The organism is Streptomyces canus (genome assembly GCF_041435015.1).
In the GTDB taxonomy this organism is placed as follows: domain Bacteria; phylum Actinomycetota; class Actinomycetes; order Streptomycetales; family Streptomycetaceae; genus Streptomyces; species Streptomyces canus_G.
In genome coordinates this window covers 2,438,870-2,458,226 of the sequence record NZ_CP107989.1, presented here as the reverse complement: position 1 = coordinate 2,458,226, position 19,357 = coordinate 2,438,870, and the positions used below count along the sequence as shown (strand labels likewise).

Below are 19,357 nucleotides of genomic sequence, written 5' to 3'. Positions count from 1 at the left end.
GGCAGGTCTGCGTCTACGGCTGTGGGGGGACGGGGCGCGCAAGCGGTGCGCGTACGTCAGCGCACACATCGCGCCACTCCGCCCTGCCCGCTGCCGAGCGCGCCGCTGCCTACGCGGCCGCCCTCCTTCGCGAACGTGGACCAGTAGTCGGTGGAGTTCATGTCAGAAGTCCCACCCGTCGTCCTCGGACTCGTCCTTGACGGGCTCCGGGGACGCGAACGACTCGCCGACCATGCCCGCGGTGAGCGTGGTGCCGTCGTTCGGGTCGATGAGGATGAACGAACCGGTGCGCCGCGAGTCCGAGTAGGAGTCGACGGGCAGCGGCTCGGCGGTACGGATCTTCACCCGGCCGATGTCGTTGGCGACGAGCTGACCCGGGTGCGGGTGCAGGGACAGGTCGGCGAGCGTGAGCCGGGACGGGATGTCCTTGACGATCGCCTTGACCGTACGGGTGCCGTGCTTGAGCAGCACCCGGTGGCCGACGGTCAGCGGGGCGTCGGCCACGTGGCAGACGGTCGCCTCGATGTCCTGGGTGGTCGGCGGGGCGTCCTTGCTGGGCACCAGCAGGTCACCGCGCGAGATGTCGATGTCGTCCTCCAGGAGGATCGTCACCGACTGGGTCGTCCAGGCGACGTCGACCGGCTCACCGAGCAGGTCGATGCCGGCGATCTTCGTGGAACGGCCCGACGGCAGCACGGTGATCTGCTCGCCGACGCGGAAGGAACCGGCGGCGATCTGACCGGCGTAGCCCCGGTAGTCGGGGTGCTCGGCGGTCTGCGGCCGGATCACGTACTGCACGGGAAGCCGGGCGTGGCAGTGGCTCAGGTCGTGGGTGACCGGGACCGTCTCCAGGTGCTCCAGGACGGTCGGGCCGCCGTACCAGTCCATGTTCGCGGACGGCTCCACCACGTTGTCGCCGGCGAGCGCCGAGATCGGGATCGCGGTGACCTCGGGGACGCCCAGTTCGAGCGCGTACGCCGTGAACTCCTCGGCGATCGCGGCGAAGACGGGCTCGGCGTAGTCGACGAGGTCCATCTTGTTGACCGCGAGCACCACGTGCGGCACCCGCAGCAGCGCCGCGAGGGCGGCGTGCCGGCGGGTCTGCTCGACGACGCCGTTACGGGCGTCGATGAGGATCACCGTCAGCTCGGCGGTGGAGGCACCCGTCACCATGTTGCGGGTGTACTGCACGTGGCCGGGCGTGTCGGCGAGGATGAACCGGCGCTTCGGCGTCGCGAAGTAGCGGTACGCGACGTCGATGGTGATGCCCTGCTCGCGCTCGGCCCGCAGGCCGTCCGTGAGCAGCGCGAGGTCCGGGCCCTCGGCGCCCCGGCTCGCCGACGCGCGCTCCACGGCCTCCAGCTGGTCCGTGAGGATCGACTTGGAGTCGTGCAGCAGCCGGCCGACGAGCGTGGACTTGCCGTCGTCGACCGAACCGGCGGTCGCGAACCGCAGAAGGGTCGTCTCGGTGAGTTCCGTGGTGGTGGTCATGCTTAGAAGTACCCCTCGCGCTTGCGGTCTTCCATCGCGGCCTCGGACATCTTGTCGTCGGCGCGGGTGGCGCCGCGCTCGGTGAGCCGGGAGGCGGCGATCTCCGTGATGACCTGCTCCAGCGTCACGGCGTCGGAGTCGACGGCACCCGTGCAGGACATGTCACCGACGGTCCGGTAGCGCACGAGGCGCTTCTCGACGCTCTCGCCGTCCTTGGGGCCGCCCCACTCGCCCGCCGTCAGCCACATGCCGCTGCGCGAGAACACCTCGCGCTCGTGGGCGAAGTAGATCTCCGGGAGCTCGATGCCCTCGCGGGCGATGTACTGCCAGACGTCCAGCTCGGTCCAGTTGGACAGCGGGAAGACGCGGACGTGTTCGCCGGGGGCGTGGCGGCCGTTGTACAGGTTCCACAGTTCGGGGCGCTGGCGGCGCGGGTCCCACTGGGAGAACTCGTCCCGCAGCGAGAACACCCGCTCCTTGGCCCGGGCCTTCTCCTCGTCCCTGCGCCCCCCGCCGAAGACGGCGTCGAACTTCTCCGCCTGGATCTTCTCGGTCAGCGGCAGCGTCTGGAGCGGGTTGCGGGTGCCGTCCGGGCGCTCCTTGAGGACACCCCGGTCGATGTAGTCCTGCACGGAGGCGACATGCAGCCGCAGACCGTGCCGGGCGACCGTACGGTCGCGGTACTCCAGCACCTCGGGGAAGTTGTGTCCGGTGTCGACGTGCAGCAGCGAGAAGGGGACCGCCGCGGGGGCGAACGCCTTCAGCGCCAGATGCAGCATGACGATGGAGTCCTTGCCGCCGGAGAACAGGACCACCGGCCGCTCGAACTCACCCGCCACCTCACGGAAGATGTGCACCGCCTCGGACTCCAGCGCGTCCAGGTGGGACAGGGCGTACGGAGCCTCCGTGCCCTCATCCGCCTTGGCAACGGTCGTCGTCATGCCAGTCCCCTCTCGGTGAGCAGCGCGTGGACCGCCGCCGCGGACTCCTGGACGGTCTGGTTCTGCGACTCGATGCGCAGATCGGGCGACTCGGGCTCCTCGTAGGGGTCGTCGACCCCGGTCAGCCCGGACAGCTCACCCGCGGCCTGCTTGGCGTACAGGCCCTTCACATCGCGTACGGAGCACACCTCGACCGGAGTCGCCACGTGGATCTCGAGGTAGGCCGCACCGCTCTCCTGGTGGCGCTTGCGCACCGCGTCACGGCTGTCGGTGTAGGGCGCGATGACCGGCACCAGCGCCTTCACGCCGTTGCGGGCGAGCAGTTCGGCGAGGAAGCCGATGCGCTGCACGTTGGTGTGCCGGTCCTCGCGGCTGAAGCCGAGGCCCGCCGAGATGAACTCGCGGATCTCGTCGCCGTCGAGCACCTCGACGAGGTGGCCCTCCTCGCGCAGCCGGCCGGCCAGCTCGTACGCGATGGTGGTCTTGCCGGCACTCGGCAGACCCGTGAGCCAGACGGTGGCTCCGGTCGTCACGTGCAACTCCTTGGTAGATGTCGTCATCCGTGCAGCCCGCACTCGGTCTTGGCGCTGCCCGCCCAGCGGCCGGCGCGCGCGTCCTCGCCCTCCAGGACACGGCGGGTGCAGGGGGCGCAGCCGACGGAGGCGTAGCCGTCCATGAGCAGCGGGTTGGTGAGGACGCCGTGTTCCGCGACATACGCGTCCACGTCGTCCTGGGTCCAGCGGGCGATCGGGGAGACCTTGACCTTCTGCCGCTTCTCGTCCCAGCCGACCACCGGGGTGTTCGCCCGGGTCGGGGACTCGTCGCGACGCAGACCGGTCGCCCAGGCCAGGTAGTCCTTCAGACCCCGCTCCAGCGGCTCGACCTTGCGCATCTTGCAGCACAGGTCGGGGTCGCGGTCGTGCAGCTTCGGGCCGAACTCGGCGTCCTGCTCGGCGACCGTCCGCGTCGGCGACAGCGTGATGACGTTCACGTCCATCACGGCCTCGACCGCGTCCCGGGTGCCGATGGTCTCCTCGAAGTGGTAGCCGGTGTCGAGGAAGACGACGTCCACGCCCTTGAGGACCCGGGACGCCAGATGCGCCACCACCGCGTCCTCCATCGAGGAGGTCACGCAGAAGCGCTTGCCGAAGGTGTCGACCGCCCACTGGAGGATCTCCAGTGCCGAGGCGTCCTCCAGGTCGCGGCCCGCCTGCTCGGCGAGCGCCTTGAGATCCTCGGTCGCGCGCTCTTCCTGAATCGCCGTCATATCTGATCTCCCCCTGCGTCGGTGTGCCGAAGGCCCCGGGCGAGCAGCCCGAGGAACTTCAACTGGAATGCGCGGTTGCACGCCGCGCATTCCCACGCGCCGTGAGACTGCTCGCTCGGACGGAGGTCCTCGTCGCCGCAGTAGGGGCAGTAGAAGGGGGCGGCCCGCTCGCTCACGACAGGGCCTCCTCGCCGGCGCGCGAGGCCCAGGCGGCGAAGCGCTCGCCCTCCTCGCGCTCGGCCTGGAACCGCTTCAGGACGCGCTCGACGTAGTCGGGCAGCTCCTCGGAGGTGACCTTCAGGCCACGCACCTTGCGGCCGAACCCGGCCTCCAGGCCGAGCGCGCCGCCCAGGTGCACCTGGTAGCCCTCGACCTGCTCGCCCCGGTCGTTGAGGACCAGCTGGCCCTTGAGACCGATGTCCGCCACCTGGATGCGGGCGCAGGCGTTCGGGCAGCCGTTGAGGTTGATGGTGAGCGGCTCGTCGAAGTCCGGGATCCGGCGCTCCAGTTCGTCGATCAGCTGGGAGCCGCGCGCCTTGGTCTCGACGATGGCGAGCTTGCAGTACTCGATGCCGGTGCAGGCCATGGTGCCGCGTCGGAAGGGCGAGGGCTTGGCCGTCAGGTCCAGCGCCTCAAGGGCCTCGACCAGCGGCTGGACCTGCGCCTCCTCGACATCGAGGATGATCATCTTCTGCTCGACGGTGGTCCGGACCCGGCCCGAGCCGTGCGCCTCCGCGGCCTCGGCGATCTTCGTCAGCGTGGTGCCGTCGACCCGGCCGACACGCGGGGCGAAACCGACGTAGAACAGGCCGTCCTTCTGGCGGTGCACGCCGACGTGGTCGCGCCAGCGGCCCGAGGGCTCGGCGGGTGCGGGACCGTCGACCAGCTTGCGCTCGAGGTAGTCGTCCTCCAGGACCTGGCGGAACTTCTCCGGGCCCCAGTCGGCGACGAGGAACTTCAGACGGGCCCGGGTGCGCAGGCGGCGGTAGCCCCAGTCGCGGAAGATGCCGACCACACCGGCCCACACCTCGGGCACCTCGTCCAGCGGAACCCAGGCGCCGAGCCGGACGCCGAGCTTCGGGTTGGTGGACAGACCGCCGCCGACCCACAGGTCGAAACCGGGGCCGTGCTCGGGGTGCTCGACGCCGACGAAGGCGATGTCGTTGATCTCGTGGACCACGTCGAGGAGTGGCGAGCCGGAGATCGCCGTCTTGAACTTGCGGGGCAGGTTGGAGAACTCCTTGCTGCCGATGTAGCGCTCGTGGATCTCGTCGATCGCCCAGGAGCCGTCGATGATCTCGTCCTCGGCGATGCCGGCGACCGGCGAGCCGATGATCACACGCGGGGTGTCACCGCAGGCCTCGGTCGTGGACAGCCCGACCGCCTCCAGGCGGTTCCAGATCTCCGGGACGTCCTCGATACGGATCCAGTGCAGCTGGATGTTCTGCCGGTCGGTGACGTCCGCGCTGCCGCGCGCGAACTCCTCGGAGATCTCGCCGATCACCCGCAGCTGCTGGGTGGTGAGGCGTCCGCCGTCGATCCGCACCCGCAGCATGAAGTACTTGTCGTCCAGCTCCTCCGGCTCCAGGATCGCGGTCTTGCCGCCGTCGATCCCGGGCTTGCGCTGGGTGTAGAGGCCCCACCAGCGCATCCGGCCGCGCAGGTCGTTGGGGTCGATCGAGTCGAAGCCGCGCTTCGAGTAGATCGTCTCAATGCGTGTCCGCACATTGAGACCGTCGTCGTCCTTCTTGAACTGCTCGTTGCCGTTCAGCGGGGTGTGGTGCCCCGCGGCCCACTGACCCTCACCGCGGTGACGGCTCACCTTGCGGCGGGGCGCTGCGGCGGCAGGGTTCTGCGGGGTGGCGGCCATGGTTCTACGTCCTTCGGGACAGGCGGAAAGCGGCTCTTACCTGCGCGTACGGGCGCATGGGTGTACCTGCGCGTCATTGCGCGGGCAGGAGAACGAGAGGATGTGTCGGGTGACGCTGCGGCTCGTCAGCGCACCGGACAGATGGCGCTGGACATGCGGCCGAGGTCGACGTGCCGCCGACTCACCAAGGCAATTCCAGTTCCAGACATGACGGAAGCGTGTCACGGCGATCTGGACACAGTCCAGCTTTATCCACCATGTGGACACCCTGGTCTCGACAGGCGAGACCAGGGTGTCGTTGGTCACAAAGATCGCGGGGCCTCTTGTTCCCGCAGGTCAGGCCGGGTAGGCCCCGGGCCAGGGGCCGGGTGAGGGCGCCTCGGCCTCCTCCTCGACCTTGGTGTCGAAGAGCGTGAAGCCACGGCGCTGGTAATTGGCCATCGCGTGCTCGCCGTCCTTGGAGCAGGTGTGCAGCCAGACCCGCTTGGTGTCGGTCAGCCCCGGCCAGCGGTCCGCGAGGTCCCAGGCGCGGGCGGCGCCGTAGGAAAGGAGGTGGCCGCCGATCCGCCGGCCGCGGAACGCCGGGATCAGGCCGAAGTACTCGATCTCCACGACGCCGTCGTCCTGCGGGCCGAGTTCGGCGTAGCCGGCCGGGGTGCCGCGGTCGTAGGCCACCCAGGTCTCCACGCCGGGGCGCTCCAGGTGCTCCTGCCACTGTGCGTACGTCCACGAGAGCCGGTCGGTCCAGTGGATGTCGCCGCCCACGGAGGCGTAGAGGTAGCGGCTGAACTCGGGGGAGGGGACTTCCGCGCGGCGGATGCGGAGGTCACCCTCCGGGGGTTCGGCCGGAAGGAGGTCGGTCGGAGCGGTCTGTTCCAGGGACCAGGTGGTCACGGGGATGTTCGGCATGCCGGTCAGGGAATCATCTATCCCAGAGATCTGTCGATCGAGGCCAGCGGCAGTGCGAACAGCACCCGGCCCGACTGGGACCACACGTCGCCCGTCTGTTCCCAGTACGACAGGGACTCCGACTCCCCGCTCCAGCAGCTGCGGGTCTCGTCCGCGCCGCAGCGGGCGGCCTTCGCGGGGTCCTTCGCGTTCTGGCGCCACAGGGTGCCGTGGTCGCCCTCGGTGTGGGCCGCGCGGCCCAGGTACCACTGGGAGTCGTACGACAGCACGGGGCCGGAGCCGGACGCCTTGGTGACGTACGCCTCGGCCACGCGCGCGGAGCCGCCGGTGTCCGTGGCCAGGAGGCCGGAGCGGGCGGGGGAGGTGCTGAAGTCGTAGCGCCACACCCGGGTCCCGGCGTCGTCGTCCCCGGACACCCACTCGCTCGCGACCAGGCTGTCCGGGGCGGTGCTGCGGTCCAGGGAGAGGTAGTCGGGGCGGGCGGCGCCCGTGTCGGCGGTCGGGCGGTACGAGGCGACCGCGGGCAGGACCCACTGGGCGCCGTGCGCCGACCAGCCGCCGCGTACCTTGCCGACGGCGTCGCTGTCGACGGTGGCCCGCTGGACGCGGTTCATGTCGTAGACGTACAGCGCGTCGCCGTCGTCGCCGCTCGCGGTGACCAGCAGCTTGTTCTGGTACCAGACCATGCCGGACACCTGGGAGGCGAGGCCGCGGTAGTCGCGCCCGCCGTCGACGGGGACGGCGAGGAGGACCCAGGAGTAGGTGGGCCGGTTCAGGTCGTCCGCGTCGACGAACGCGACCCGGGCCAGGCCCCCGTCCCGCGCCGCGGTGCCGGTGCGGCTCCACGCGGAGAGGATCACGCGGTGGGCGCCCCACAGGCCGTCGTCGTCGGCGTCTCCGGAGGTGGTGACCGCCCCGGCCCGCCAGGAGCGGGTGTCGGCGCTGTCCCAGCAGTACGCGGCGGTGGCCTCCGGGGCCACGGGCAGCGCCCTGCGCTCGCCGGCCGTGCAACCGATCGCGTCGCGCAGGCTCCGGTCGGCGGAGTCGAGGACGGCGGAGACGCCGGCCGGACGTCCCATCGCGGAGGAGAGCCGGTCGAGGGCGCTCTGCGGTACCCGGGATTCCTTGAGACCCAGCGGGTCGGTCTCGGCGGCCGAGGTGAGCGGCTTGAGCGTCCCGGGATTGGCGGCGACCGTGGCCTGGGAAGCACTGATCATGGTGGCGGCGGCGGTCAGCGCGAGGGCGGTCCCGGCCAGGAAGGCGCGCAGCGCTTGGCCCCGCTTGCGCCTGCGGTGTCTGCCACGTTGCTTCATACAGTCCTCCCGAGGCGGGCCAACTGCGCCTGATGATCAGTACGTTGACCGAGGAGCAGGTGGGGTGACCCGTAGGGGATGCTACGGCAGTAAAGGGCCGCTGGGGACGAAGACCGTGCAATTATGCGGAAGATGCGCCCAGATCGAGGGTTTTCACTCGGTCTCGGCGTCGGCCCGGGCCCCGAGCACGGCGGGGGCGCTCGAGTGCGGCAGCAGGTCGCCCGGACGGCCCGGCAGCAGCACCTCGACCTCGGCGTCCTCGCAGAAACGATACGGCCGGTGTTCCAGAAACGCCCCGAGATAGCGCCGTACCCGGGACATCTCCGCGCGCACGGTCACCGTGCGGCCCGGATCGCCGAACATGTCCTCGGCCAGGCCCGCCGCACTGCGGCCCGAGCGGTGCAGGGCCAGCAGGTAGAGCAACTCGGCGTGCCGGGGGCTCAGTTCGTGGCTCCAGGTGCCCGCGCCGCCCGACACCGTCACCGTCCAGCGGCGCGGCTGCGCGAGGTCGAGGACGATCCGGGTGATGCCCTGCGGCTCCGGTTCGTCGGCGGCGCGGATCAACCAGCCGCCCGCCAGCGGCTCCAGCGCGCACAGGCCGAGCGCGGGCAGCCACCGTCGGCCCGGCGAGAGAGACTTGGGCAGCGCGATCCGGTTCGGATACGGCATTCCGGTCACGGCCGCCGTCCAGCCGTCCCGGTCCACCACCAGGGCCCGGCCGCTGAGCCGGGCGAGCACCGGCGCCGCCACGGCCCGCAGTTGCTCCAGAGTGGTCAGATGCAGCTCACGCAGCCGTGACTCGGCGAGCTTGGCCACCGAGTCGACCCAGGCGAGCGTCGCCGGATGCATGGTGTCCAGCGGCCCGCTCACATCGACCACGCCGATCAGCCGGCCGTCCCGCGGGTCCTTGATCGGGGCACCGGTGCAGGTCCAGGAGGTCTGGGAGCGGACGAAGTGCTCGGAGGCGAAGACCTGGACGGGACGGCGCACCACCACCGGGGTACCGATGCCGTTCGTGCCGACGACGTCCTCCCGCCAGTCCGCGCCGAGTTCGAAGCCGGTGCCGTCCGCCTTGCGCAGCACGGGGGAACTGCCCTCCCGCCACAGCACCCGGCCGTCCTCGTCGGCGACCACCATGATGTGGTGGGCGACGTCCGCGACCGACAACAACCCCTCCCGAAGGACCGGCAGGACGTGCCGCAGCGGGGTGCTCTCCCGGCGCCGCTGCACCTCCTCGGGCGCCAGCAGCCCGGACCGGAAGTCGTGGTCCGGGTCGACGCCGCCGCGCAGCATACGGGTCCAGGACTCCTCGATCACGGGGCGCGGAGCGATGGGCGCGGGCCGGCCGGACAGGGTGGCCGACCGGACGTCGTTCAGTACCCGCGCCGCACGTGCCGTGTCCACGGTGGCTAGGTGGGTCACATGCGTCGGCGAGAGCGGCACTGGTCCTCCCGGTCCCGGGTCCATTGACTGTCCGTCTCATAGTGCCGGTCGTGTCTCGGGCAGGGACACAGTCCGCCCACAGACGCCAGGAAGTTGCAACCCCCTGCAACCCTGGTGGTGAGCCCCGGAGTGTTTGAAACTTGGGCGAACGCCGTCTCGCAGCGGCGTTGTCCGGCCTCCGAGGGCCGCAACGGGGGTGGTGCCGTGTCGGCGCAGCACCACCCCCGCTCACCGGTGAACAGGTCAGTGCACCGGGCGGGCGCGATCCACCACCGACTCCAGGTCCAGGGTCGAGGGCAACGTGCCGAAGGCCGATCCCGCGTCGCCGCCCAGGCGGGACGCGCAGAACGCGTCGGCCACCTCCGCGGGGGCGTGGCGGACGAGCAGGGAGCCCTGCAGGACGAGCGCGAGCCGTTCCGTCAGGTGGCGGGCCCGGCCCTCGACGCCCTCCAGATCGGCCAGTTCGGTGAAGAGGTTCTTGGTCGCCGCGTCCAGGCGGTGGTCGGCGCCCCGGGTCCGGCCGATCTCCAGGAGGTAGGCGTTCAGGGCCTGGGGTTCCCGCCGGAGGACCCTCAGGACGTCCAGGGCCTGGACGTTGCCCGCACCCTCCCAGATGGAGTTCAGCGGTGATTCGCGGACCAGGCGGGGCAGGCCCGACTCCTCCACGTAGCCGTTGCCGCCCAGGCATTCGGCGGCCTCCACCGTCAGCGGGGTGCAGCGCTTGGTGATCCAGTACTTGGCCGCCGGTACCGCGATCCTGAGGAAGGCCCGTTCCTGCTCGTCGTCCTTGTCGTAGGCGGCCGCCAGACGCAGGGCGAGGGTGGTCGCCGCCTCGGACTCCAGGGCCAGGTCGGCCAGGACGTTGCGCATCAGCGGCTTGTCGACGAGCTTGCCGCCGAAGGCCTCGCGGTGGGTGCAGTGGTGGATCGCCTGGGCGACTGCCTGGCGCATCAGGCCCGCCGAGCCCAGCACGCAGTCGAGCCGGGTCGCCGCGACCATCTCGATGATGGTGCGGACCCCTCGCCCCTCGTCGCCCACCCGGCGGGCCCAGGTCCGGTCGAACTCGACCTCGCCGGAGGCATTGGAACGGTTGCCGAGCTTGTCCTTGAGGCGCTGGAGGAGAAACGTGTTGCGGGTGCCGTCCTCCAGGACGCGCGGCACGAGGAAGCAACTGAGCCCGCCCGGGGCCTGGGCGAGGACCAGGAAGCCGTCCGACATGGGCGCGGAGCAGAACCATTTGTGGCCGGTCAGCTCGTAGGTCTCGCCGTCGGGCAGGGGCCGTGCGGACGTGGTGTTCGCCCGGACGTCGCTGCCGCCCTGCTTCTCCGTCATGCCCATCCCGAACAGCGCCCCCGCCTTGAGGTGGGCGGGCCGCAGCTCGCGGTCGTAGACCATGGACGTGAGGCGGGGCTCCCACTCGGCGGCCAGGTCCGGATCGGTGCGCAGGGCGGGGACCGCGGCGTGGGTCATCGACAGCGGACAGCAGTTGCCCGCGTCGACCTGCGTCCACAGGAGGAAGGCGGCCGCTCGCCGTACATGGCCCCCGGGGCGGACCCAGGCGGCCGTCAGACCCGCCGAGACGCCCTTGCCGAGCACGCGGTGCCAGGCCGGATGGAACTCCACCTCGTCGATACGGTGGCCGTGACGGTCGTGGGTGCGCAGCCGGGGCGGGTTCTCGTTGGCCTGCAGGCCCCACTCCTGCACCTGCGCCGAGCCGCAGGCCCGGCCGAGCGCCGCCAGCTCACCGTGGACCTCGTCGAGCAGGTCCGGGTCGAGATGCCGTTCCACGGCCGCTCGCAGCGCGCGGTCGGCGCCGTAGACGTCGTAGCCGATCAGCGGTGGGGGCTGGTTGGTCACGGTGTGCGTACTGCCTGCCATTCTGCGAACGTACCCCGGGGTACGTCACTGGTCACCTCATGGACACGGCCGCGGGCGCCGCGGGCGTGTGCAGCGGCGCCACGCCGGTACGGCAGCGGTCGCTGCGGGGGCGCGGGGCGCCTCGCGGTTGAAGGGCCGGGCGCTGGGGTGCTGGGGCGCGTTGCGGGGATCGCCTCTGGCTCGCTGCGGGGGTGGTGTGCGCCTTGCGGTGGCGCCGGGTGTTCGGGGCGCTGCGGGCGTGTTGCGGGATCGCCTTTGGTCGTGGCGGGTGTGTGCAGTGGTGTCTCGTCGGTGTGGCGGCGTCGCTGTGGGGGGCCGGGCGTCTCGCGGTTGCGGGGCTGGGTTGCCGGGGCGCTGTGGCGGGGAGGGCCTCTGGCCGTGGCGAGTGTGTGCAGTGGTGCCTCGTCGGTGTGGCAGCGTCGCTGCGGCGGGCCGGGCGTCTCGCGGTCAGGCAGCCGGGGCGGTGCGGGTGCCTTGTGGGGAGGGCCTCTGGTTGCTGTGGGTGTGCGTACTGGTACCTCGCCGACAGGGCACGTGCCGGGTGGCTCGGGCTCGGCACCCGGGTGCCGCAGGTGTGCGGGCCGGGTGCCGTGGGTGGAGGGGGTCAGGCGAGGTGGGCCATCGCCTCCGCCGTGTGGTGGACCGGGTCCGCCTCGGGCAGGCCGTGCGGCCAGCCCGGTCGGTACACCGTGTCGAGGTAGCGTTCGCCGAGGTCCGGCGCGATGGCGACCGCGGTGAGCCCGCGGCGGCCGTGCGCGGACAGCCACTGGTCGGCGCCGCTGACGACCGTGCCGCTGGAGCCGCCGAACAGGAAACCCCGGGCGGCCAGCCGGCGGCAGACCTGGAGGGTGTCCGGCTCCTCGACGAGCACGACGTCGTCGATGTACGACTTGTCGAGCAGCTGCGGCGGCACACTGGTGCCGAGCCCCGGGATCATCCGCACGCCGGGCGGCCCCCCGAAGGTGATCGAGCCGACACTGTCCACGGCGACGATCCGCACCGGACGCCGCCACTGCCAGAACCAGCGGGCGCAGCCCATCAGGGTCCCCGTGGTGCCGGCCCCCACGAACAGGACGTCCAGGTCGGGGAAGCGGCGCGCGATGTCCGGCGCGGTGGTGCGGTAGTGCGCCCGCCAGTTCCCCTCGTTGCTGTACTGGTTGAGCCACACGTACCGCTCGTCCGAGGCGCACAGCGCCCGCACATAGGCGAGCCGGGCGCCCAGATAGCCGTCGTGCAGGTCCGGCTCCCTGACCACGTGCACCCGGGTGCCGAGTGCCTCCATCAACCGGATCGTCACCAGGTTGCACCGTGAGTCGGTCACGCACAGGAACCGGTAGCCCCGGCTCGCCGCGATCACGCTCAGGGCCACCCCCAGGTTCCCCGACGACGACTCGACCAGGATCGACCCGGGCCGCAGGGTGCCGTCGCGCTCGGCGGCGTTCACCATCTCGCGGGCCGCCTTCAGTTTGATGGACCCGGCGAAGTTGAAGCCCTCGCACTTCAGGAACAGCGGAAGCTCCAGCGCCGCCCGCAGGTCGACGTAGAGGTCGGACTCGTTGTACTCCGAAGGATCGGAAATGACGGGCATGACGCCCCCCTCCTCATGCGCCACAGGTGTTTCAGCCGTACCGGCGCAGCTCGTTGAAGAACCCGTCGACGACGTGCAGTTCGCCGCGCCGGGCCAGTTCGTCGTGGACGAACCGGCCGACGGCGAGGTCGAGCACCCCCAGGCCGAAGGGGGAGAACACCACCGTCCGGTCCGTCGGGACGGTCACCCGTCCGGTCAGCACGTCGTCGAGCGTGCCGTCGATGAAGTCCCTGCTCCCCGAGAGCCGTTCGGCCAGATGCGGGGAGGTCTCGGCCTTGAGGCAGTGCTCGACGTCGTCGACGAAGTTGGCGGACGCGAGCAGGATCTCCGGGTCGAGATCGCGCAGGGAGACATGCAGGACCAGGGGGTGATGGCCGAACCACGACGGGTCGTGGACGTGCGGTGCGCCGGCGACGGTGGCGAACACGACCAGCTCGCTGGAGCGGACGAGGGATTCGGCCGTGTCGTGCACGACGGCCTTCCCCGGTGCGCCGGACCGCTCCAGATAGCCGCGGAACCCGGCGGCGCTCTCGGCGGACAGGTCGTGCACGCCCGTCTCCTCGAACTCCCAGCCGGTGGCGGTGAGATGGGTGTGGATGTAGCGGGCGATCAGCCCGGTGCCGATGAAGCCCACCCGGGTGGGGCGGCTCCGGCCCGCGCTGAGCTTTCCGGCCGCCAGCGCCGCCGACGACGCGGTGCGCGTGGCGCTGATGACCGAGCTCTCCAGGCAGGCGAACGGGTAGCCGGTCTCGGGGTCGTTGAGGATCAGCACCGCCGACGCCCGCGGCAGCCCGGACCTGATGTTCTCCGGGAAACTGGAGACCCACTTCAGGCCGTCCACCCTCAGCGGTCCGCCCAGTGACGCGGGCAGCGCGATGATCCGTGCCGACGGGCGGTCCGGGAACCGCAGGAAGTACGACGGAGGGTTCACCGAGTCGCCCGCGCCGTGCAGCCGGTAGACGGCCTCGACGAGGTCCGCGATCTCCGGTTCCCTTCCGTGCAGGGCCTGTTGGACCTGGGCGCCGGTGACGAGCGCGAAGGTCGGTGCGCCGACGGTGCTCATACGCCGCTCACCTCGCCGTCGGTGCGCGCCACCGGGTTGCCGAGCGCGGCCAGCACCTCGCGCGGTCCCTCGAAGGGCTCGCGGCTGTGCGCCGTACGGATGTTGTCGACGAGCAGCAGATCCCCGTCCTGCCACGGCTCACGCACGGTATGGGCGTCGTACACCTCGTTGATCGTCCCCACGACGTCCGCGTCGATCGGATCGCCGTCGCCGAAGCGGGTGTTGAAGGGCAGCCCGTCGGCGCCGTACATCTCCACCAGGTATTCGTGCACTTCCGGCTCCATGGTCCACTCGTTGAGGAACGCGATCTGGTTGAACCAGCAGGGCAGGCCGGAGTCCGGGTGCCGGAGCACCGCGCCGCGCCGCTGCCGGGTGTGCAGGGAGCCGTCGCTCTGCCAGGCGAACTCGATGGCGTTCCGGCGGCAGTAGCGCTCGACGGCGGCGCGGTCGTCCGTGCCGAACGCCTCCTCCACCGACGCGCCGATCTCCTCGTGGTACGAGCGGGTCAGCAGCCAGCCCTCGCGCTCGAAGCGGGAGACCAGCTCGCGGGGCAGGTCCCGCAGCACCGCCGACGCGTCGGCGAGCGCGGTCGCGCCCCCGGTCGCCGGCGCCTCCAGACAGGCGAACAGGAGCAGACCCGGGAACTCCAGGCCGTAGCTGACCTCGTGGTGCATGCACATCTGCTGGTTCGGCGGCCACTTGGTCGTGGAGTACACGCCGCCCCCGTAGCTGCGCCGCGGCGCGAAGGGCTCGCGGTCGGGCATCAGACCGCTGGTCAGCCGCCGGAAGACGGCCTCGGTGGTCGCGGGGTCCGAAAGGCCCAGGCCGCGCACCAGGACGCCACCGTGTTCGCGGACGAGGGCCCGCAGGGTGTCGTGGTGCTCGGCGGCCCAACTCGCCGGATCGTCGGCGGGCTTGGCATGCAGGATCGGCGGACTGTCCGGGGCCACGTCCGGGTTCGGAAGGAGATTCATGGAGGACATCTCGGGGTTCCTTTCAGTGCTGCCGGTCGAGCAGGCCCGCCAGGTCCGCGAGGACCGGGTGGCGGACGACGTCCTTGAGGGTGATCGCCCGGTCCAGGGCGATCGCGAGACGCACGGCGGACAGCGAGGTGCCGCCGCGGTCGAAGAAGTGGTCGAGGCGACCGATCCGGTCGGCGGGGACACCGAGCACCTCGGCCCAGGCATCCGCGAGCCGCCGCTCGCCGGCCGTCACCGGCTCGCCCGCCACGGCGGCGTCGAGGTCCTCGGCGAGCGCGGTGAGCGTCCGGCGGTCGGTCTTGCCGTTGGCCGTCAGCGGCAGGTGCTCCCGCCAGTGCACGACGGCGGGCACCATGTAGGCCGGCAGCGACGCGGCCAGCCGTTCCCGCACCGCGTCCGCGCCCACCGGCTCGGGCCCGGCGCAGAACGCGGCGAGCTGCGTCCCCCGTACGACCACGACGGCCCCGTCCCGCACCCCGGCCACCCGCAGCAGCGCGTTCTCGATCTCGCCGATCTCCACGCGGAAACCGCGGATCTTGATCTGGGTGTCCCGGCGGCCGAGGAACTCCAGCCGGCCGTCGGACCGCCAGCGCCCCACGTCACCGCTGCGGTAGAGCCGCTCGCCGGGCCGGTACGGGTCCTCCATGAAGGCGGCCGCGGTGCGCTCGGGGTCGTTGACGTACCCGCGCCCCACGCACACCCCGGAGAAGACGATCTCGCCCGGCGCGCCCAGCGGCACGGGCACCAGGTCCTCGTCGACGACGTACACGCGCACATTGCGCACCGGCCGCCCGAGCGGGACCCGGTCGCCATCCGGCACCTGGTCCATGACCTCGTGGTTGGTGTCGTCGGAGGTCTCGGTCAGCCCGTAGGCGTTGGCGAGGCGGATACCGGGCGCGGTGGCGAACCAGCGCTGCACCAGCTCCCGCTTCACCGCCTCGCCGGTCACCGACACACAGCGCAGGTCGGCCAGTTCGCGCGGCCGCTGTCCCAACTCCGCGAGGACGGCCTCGAGGTACGACGGCACGACCTGGAGCACGTTGACCCGCTCCCGGACCACGGTGTCCACGAACCGCGGCACGTCCAGGACGGTCTCCTGGTCGATGACCAGCGTCCGCCCGCCGACGACCGGCCCGGCGAGCAGCTGCCACAGGGAGATGTCGAAGCACTGCGGCGCGGTCTGCGCGACCACGTCGTCCTCGCCGAACCCCAGGTCCTCGACCTTGGCGAGCACGTGGTTGACGAAGCCGGCGTGCTCGCACATCGCGCCCTTGGGTTCGCCGGTGGAGCCGGACGTGAAGTAGATGTAGGCCAGCTGGTCCGCCGCGACCGGGATCCCGAGATCGTCGTCCGCGTGGCTCTCGGCGTACGCGGCGTCCACGAACAGCGTGGTGGCCGTCGTCATGGAGAGCGAGCCGGTGCTGCCCCGCTCGGTGACGACGAGCTCGCAGCCCGCCCGGGACAACGTCCTGGACACCCGCTCGGCCGGGAAGTGCGGCTCGACGGGCAGATACACCCCGCCGGCCTTGAACACGCCGAGCACGGCCGCCATCCAGTCCAGGTCGCGCTCCATGACGACGGCGACGACACCCTCGGCCTTGAGGCCGCGGGCCAGCAGCGCCCGGCCGATCTGGTTGGCCCGGGAGTTGAGCTCGGCGTACGTCCACCGCCGCTCGCCCTGTACGGCCGCCACGGCGTCCGGGTGCTTGCCGACCCGCTCCTCGAAGAGCTCGTGCACCCGCCGGTCCAGGAGTTCACGGACCGGTCCCGCCAACTCCTCGAGCTGGAAACGGAGTTCTTCCTCGGACAGCAGGCTCCTGCGGTCCGGGTCGGCGAGCGCGGTGAGGTGGTAGCCGGCGATGCGGGCGGCTGCCTCGGTGTCGAAGGCGCCGGTGCGGTGGCTCAGCCGCAGCGTGCCGTCGGTGACGGTGACGCGCAGCTCGTCGCCGGGAGCGCCCTCCGTCTCGCCCGAGAGGGCCGCCAGCACCCTGGCGTGGGCCGTCAGCAGCGCGGCCGGATCGGACGGTGTGCCGTCGGGCAGCGGGACCGTGTACTCGGTGACGTCCGGTATCGGACCGGGCGTGCGGTGCGGAACTGTTTCCATGACTTTCTTCCCCCTGATTTCTTCGTGCGGGCGGTTCAGGCGCGACGCAGCGCCACCGCCGGATTCCCGCCCCAGTGCGCCCCCGCCGGCATCTCCTCGCCCTTCATCAGGAAGGCGTCGGCACCGAGCACGGCGCCCTCGCCCATCGCGACGCCGTAGTGGACCAGCGCGCCCGCCCCGACGGTGCAGCCGTCGCCGATGACGATGTGGTCGGACTTGAAGGTGCCGTCCTCCTGGGAGTGGGCCTGCACCTTGGAGTGGTGGCCGAGTGTGGTGTCGGTGCCGATCGCGACCAGCGTCCGCTCGGTGATGTAGCAGCCGTCGTCGAAGACCCGGCGGCCGATCCGCACGCCCAGCAGCCGCCAGACCAGGCTCTTGAACGGGGTGCCGTTGAACACGGCGAGATGCTCGTCCGGCACCTTCCACAGCCGCTCGTGCCACCAGAAGTACGGGTCGTAGATGGAGCACAGCCGCGGCGTCAGCGGCCGGAACCGGGTGATCACGCGCTCCACCAGCGCCCAGTAGCCGACGGTCACCGCGAGTCCGGCCATCAGGTAGCCGCCGATGAGCAGGCCGCCGAGGGCGCTCCGACCGCCCTGGAGATCGACGGCCGCGAAGCCGAGCAGCGTCAGCAGGAACCAGTGCAGCCAGCGCAGGAACAGGAACAGGGCCATCGAACGGGCATTGGAGCGGTTCTTGCCGGACAGCCGGCGCCGCAGTTCGTCGCCCTCGCGGAAGTGGTCGAAGCGGGTGTCGCGCTCCACCGTGCGCGGGATCTCGAACGGCGGTGAGCCCAGCAGGCCCACACCCTCGCGCAGTTCACCGCCGAGCGGGACCAGCACCTTGGTGGCGAGCAGGCAGTTGTCGCCGGTACGGCCGCCGACCGGGTAGGCGATGTGGTTGCCGAGGAAGTTGCGCGGCCCGATCGCCACCCGCGAGAGGCGGAACGACGTGCTGGAGTACTCGGCGTTGAGGATCGAGAGCCCGTCGGCGACCATCGTGCCGCTGCCGACGGTGGCCAGGTACGGCGTCTCGTGCGACACCTCGGTGCCGAAGTTCGAGCCGGTCTGCTCGACGTGCGAGAGGTCGTAGCCGAGGGACCGCAGGTAGGGGACGATGTACGAGCTGTCGCCGCACAGCCACTTGAAGAACTTGACGTTGGTCATGCGGGCGATCGCGCGCTGCACCGAGTAGTGGAAGCCGTACAGCGGATAGACCCGGTCCGCCTTCAGGGTCAGGTTCAGCAGCCGCGGCAGCACCGTGACGGTGAGGAAGCCGAGGACCACGAAACCGGCGAAGAGGGCGACGGACAGGGCCAGTGCCTCGGCGTAGAAGGCCGCCGACGCCAGTTCCTTCGCGTTCGGTTCGAGCAGCGGGTCCAGCGCCGGGACGAGCTCCATCACCAGGAAGGCGCCGCCGATGCCGAGCGGGACGTACACCAGCAGTGTCTGGAGCAGGGCCACGAGGGCGTAGCCGGCCCGGCGCGCGGTGCCGCAGCGGGTGGCCGGGACACGGACGTGGTCGACGTCGGTGGGGCGGGCCGGGGAGCCGTGCCAGCGCTGCCCGGCGGGGACGGCGGCGCCGTCGTACAGCGCGGAGGAGTGGCCGAGCTGGCCGCCGTCGCCGATGGAGGTGCCGATGTCGAGGACGGTCTTCTCGCCGACGAACACGTCCCGGCCCAGGGTGACCGGTCCGGTGCGGATCCGGCCCCCGTGCGCCCGGTAGCCGAGGAACAGGGCGTCCTTGCGGATCACCGTGCCGGCGCCGACCGTCAGCAGGTCGGTGCAGACCGGCACCGAGTGGGACAGGATCGTGACGCCCCGGCCGATACGGGCGCCCAGGGCCCGCAGGTACAGGACGTACAGCGGGTTGCCGGTGAACAGGATCATCGGGTTGGCGTGCAGCAGTGCCTTGACGGTCCAGAAGCGGACGTAGGCGAGGCCCCACACCGGGAACTCCGTCTCCTTCCACCGGCCCACCAGCACCCACTTCGCCACCACGGGCAGGGTGCAGACGGCCAGGAACAGCGCGCCGCCGAAGACCAGCGAGCGCAGGTAGACGGAGAGCGCGCCGTCGCCACCGGATATCCAGGAGTACCCCTGCGCGGTGGCGATCCCCGCGGCGAGGCAGTACACGGCGAAGACGAGGAACTGCAGGACCCCGCACAGGACGTAGCGGGCGGTGCTGCCCGGCGGCGGAGGTGGTTCGGCCGGCCGTGCGGGGGTCGGTTCGGCCTCCGGGACCTCGGCGAGAGCCGTGGCGAGACTGCGGATCGTCGGGTGGCCGTAGATGTCCCTCATCGACACCGGCGGCAGATCGTCCCGCTTCCTGACCCGGGCACAGAACTGCGCCATGACCAGGGAGTTGGCACCCAGATCGTCGAAGAAATGGCTGTCGAGGGGCACTTGATCCGTCTTCACGACCCCGGCCAGCACCTCGGCGAAGACCTGGGCGGTGCCGTCCACCGGGGCGACTGTCGTGATCTCGCCGGGATTTACCACCACTTGAGC

The 19,357-nt window shown here is 71.3% G+C and carries 16 protein-coding genes; all 16 read right to left on the bottom strand.

What is annotated here, in order from left to right; translation table 11 throughout:
- Positions 1-162: 162 nt before the first annotated feature.
- Complete coding sequence (locus OG841_RS10960; protein ID WP_328641590.1) at positions 163-1,491, bottom strand: sulfate adenylyltransferase subunit 1; 1,329 nt, start codon at positions 1,489-1,491, stop codon at positions 163-165.
- Positions 1,492-1,493: 2 nt separating this feature from the next.
- Positions 1,494-2,432 (bottom strand): sulfate adenylyltransferase subunit CysD, encoded by a 939-nt coding sequence (cysD, locus tag OG841_RS10955; RefSeq protein ID WP_328641591.1) that lies wholly within the window; start codon positions 2,430-2,432, stop codon positions 1,494-1,496.
- Positions 2,429-2,992, bottom strand: a complete 564-nt coding sequence (gene cysC, locus OG841_RS10950) for an adenylyl-sulfate kinase (protein WP_326662805.1) — start codon at positions 2,990-2,992, stop codon at positions 2,429-2,431. The genes cysD and cysC overlap by 4 nt, the downstream gene beginning before the upstream one ends.
- Positions 2,989-3,699, bottom strand: coding sequence for a phosphoadenylyl-sulfate reductase (locus tag OG841_RS10945; protein WP_328641592.1), 711 nt, complete (start codon positions 3,697-3,699; stop codon positions 2,989-2,991). The genes cysC and OG841_RS10945 overlap by 4 nt, the downstream gene beginning before the upstream one ends.
- Positions 3,696-3,875, bottom strand: a complete 180-nt coding sequence (locus tag OG841_RS10940) for a hypothetical protein (RefSeq protein ID WP_266557900.1) — start codon at positions 3,873-3,875, stop codon at positions 3,696-3,698. Before OG841_RS10940 ends, OG841_RS10945 begins: the two co-directional genes overlap by 4 nt.
- Positions 3,872-5,569 carry a nitrite/sulfite reductase gene (locus tag OG841_RS10935; RefSeq protein ID WP_328641593.1) on the bottom strand — a complete coding sequence of 566 codons (1,698 nt, stop codon included), beginning with the start codon at positions 5,567-5,569 and terminating at the stop codon, positions 3,872-3,874. The genes OG841_RS10940 and OG841_RS10935 overlap by 4 nt, the downstream gene beginning before the upstream one ends.
- 125 nt (positions 5,570-5,694) lie before the next feature.
- A complete protein-coding gene (locus tag OG841_RS10930) occupies positions 5,695-5,778 on the bottom strand; it encodes a putative leader peptide (RefSeq protein ID WP_349817346.1) in 84 nt (27 codons plus the stop codon).
- Positions 5,779-5,905: 127 nt separating this feature from the next.
- On the bottom strand, positions 5,906-6,478 hold the full coding sequence (locus tag OG841_RS10925) for a GNAT family N-acetyltransferase (protein WP_328641594.1): 573 nt from the start codon (positions 6,476-6,478) through the stop codon (positions 5,906-5,908).
- A 17-nt stretch (positions 6,479-6,495) separates the two neighbouring features.
- Positions 6,496-7,791, bottom strand: coding sequence for a hypothetical protein (locus OG841_RS10920; RefSeq protein ID WP_328641595.1), 1,296 nt, complete (start codon positions 7,789-7,791; stop codon positions 6,496-6,498).
- Between the two features lie 153 nt (positions 7,792-7,944).
- Complete coding sequence (locus OG841_RS10915) at positions 7,945-9,258, bottom strand: GAF domain-containing protein (RefSeq protein WP_371564661.1); 1,314 nt, start codon at positions 9,256-9,258, stop codon at positions 7,945-7,947.
- A gap of 219 nt (positions 9,259-9,477) precedes the next feature.
- The gene (locus OG841_RS10910) at positions 9,478-11,112 is read right to left on the bottom strand and encodes an acyl-CoA dehydrogenase family protein (RefSeq protein ID WP_328641597.1); all 1,635 of its coding nucleotides are present in this window, start codon (positions 11,110-11,112) and stop codon (positions 9,478-9,480) included.
- A 604-nt stretch (positions 11,113-11,716) separates the two neighbouring features.
- On the bottom strand, positions 11,717-12,700 hold the full coding sequence (gene sbnA, locus OG841_RS10905) for a 2,3-diaminopropionate biosynthesis protein SbnA (RefSeq protein WP_328641598.1): 984 nt from the start codon (positions 12,698-12,700) through the stop codon (positions 11,717-11,719).
- A 31-nt stretch (positions 12,701-12,731) separates the two neighbouring features.
- Complete coding sequence (sbnB, locus tag OG841_RS10900; protein ID WP_328641599.1) at positions 12,732-13,763, bottom strand: 2,3-diaminopropionate biosynthesis protein SbnB; 1,032 nt, start codon at positions 13,761-13,763, stop codon at positions 12,732-12,734.
- Positions 13,760-14,746 (bottom strand): TauD/TfdA family dioxygenase, encoded by a 987-nt coding sequence (locus OG841_RS10895; protein WP_328641600.1) that lies wholly within the window; start codon positions 14,744-14,746, stop codon positions 13,760-13,762. Before OG841_RS10895 ends, sbnB begins: the two co-directional genes overlap by 4 nt.
- Before the next feature lie 13 nt (positions 14,747-14,759).
- Positions 14,760-16,847, bottom strand: a complete 2,088-nt coding sequence (locus OG841_RS10890; RefSeq protein WP_365122114.1) for a non-ribosomal peptide synthetase — start codon at positions 16,845-16,847, stop codon at positions 14,760-14,762.
- Between the two features lie 35 nt (positions 16,848-16,882).
- On the bottom strand, positions 16,883-19,351 hold the full coding sequence (locus tag OG841_RS10885; protein WP_371564657.1) for a Pls/PosA family non-ribosomal peptide synthetase: 2,469 nt from the start codon (positions 19,349-19,351) through the stop codon (positions 16,883-16,885).
- Between the last annotated feature and the right edge of the window lie 6 nt (positions 19,352-19,357).

What these genes read in the sequence shown, in the direction of transcription:
- OG841_RS10925 (WP_328641594.1), bottom strand. Translation starts at nt 6,478, where the DNA reads ATGCCGAACATCCCCGTGACCACCTGGTCCCTGGAACAGACCGCTCCG.
- cysC (WP_326662805.1), bottom strand. Translation starts at nt 2,992, where the DNA reads ATGACGACATCTACCAAGGAGTTGCACGTGACGACCGGAGCCACCGTC.
- OG841_RS10910 (WP_328641597.1), bottom strand. Translation starts at nt 11,112, where the DNA reads ATGGCAGGCAGTACGCACACCGTGACCAACCAGCCCCCACCGCTGATC.
- OG841_RS10920 (WP_328641595.1), bottom strand. Translation starts at nt 7,791, where the DNA reads ATGAAGCAACGTGGCAGACACCGCAGGCGCAAGCGGGGCCAAGCGCTG.
- sbnB (WP_328641599.1), bottom strand. Translation starts at nt 13,763, where the DNA reads ATGAGCACCGTCGGCGCACCGACCTTCGCGCTCGTCACCGGCGCCCAG.
- OG841_RS10915 (WP_371564661.1), bottom strand. Translation starts at nt 9,258, where the DNA reads ATGGACCCGGGACCGGGAGGACCAGTGCCGCTCTCGCCGACGCATGTG.
- OG841_RS10895 (WP_328641600.1), bottom strand. Translation starts at nt 14,746, where the DNA reads ATGTCCTCCATGAATCTCCTTCCGAACCCGGACGTGGCCCCGGACAGT.
- sbnA (WP_328641598.1), bottom strand. Translation starts at nt 12,700, where the DNA reads ATGCCCGTCATTTCCGATCCTTCGGAGTACAACGAGTCCGACCTCTAC.
- OG841_RS10960 (WP_328641590.1), bottom strand. Translation starts at nt 1,491, where the DNA reads ATGACCACCACCACGGAACTCACCGAGACGACCCTTCTGCGGTTCGCG.
- OG841_RS10930 (WP_349817346.1), bottom strand. Translation starts at nt 5,778, where the DNA reads ATGTCTGGAACTGGAATTGCCTTGGTGAGTCGGCGGCACGTCGACCTC.
- OG841_RS10935 (WP_328641593.1), bottom strand. Translation starts at nt 5,569, where the DNA reads ATGGCCGCCACCCCGCAGAACCCTGCCGCCGCAGCGCCCCGCCGCAAG.
- cysD (WP_328641591.1), bottom strand. Translation starts at nt 2,432, where the DNA reads ATGACGACGACCGTTGCCAAGGCGGATGAGGGCACGGAGGCTCCGTAC.
- OG841_RS10890 (WP_365122114.1), bottom strand. Translation starts at nt 16,847, where the DNA reads ATGGAAACAGTTCCGCACCGCACGCCCGGTCCGATACCGGACGTCACC.
- OG841_RS10945 (WP_328641592.1), bottom strand. Translation starts at nt 3,699, where the DNA reads ATGACGGCGATTCAGGAAGAGCGCGCGACCGAGGATCTCAAGGCGCTC.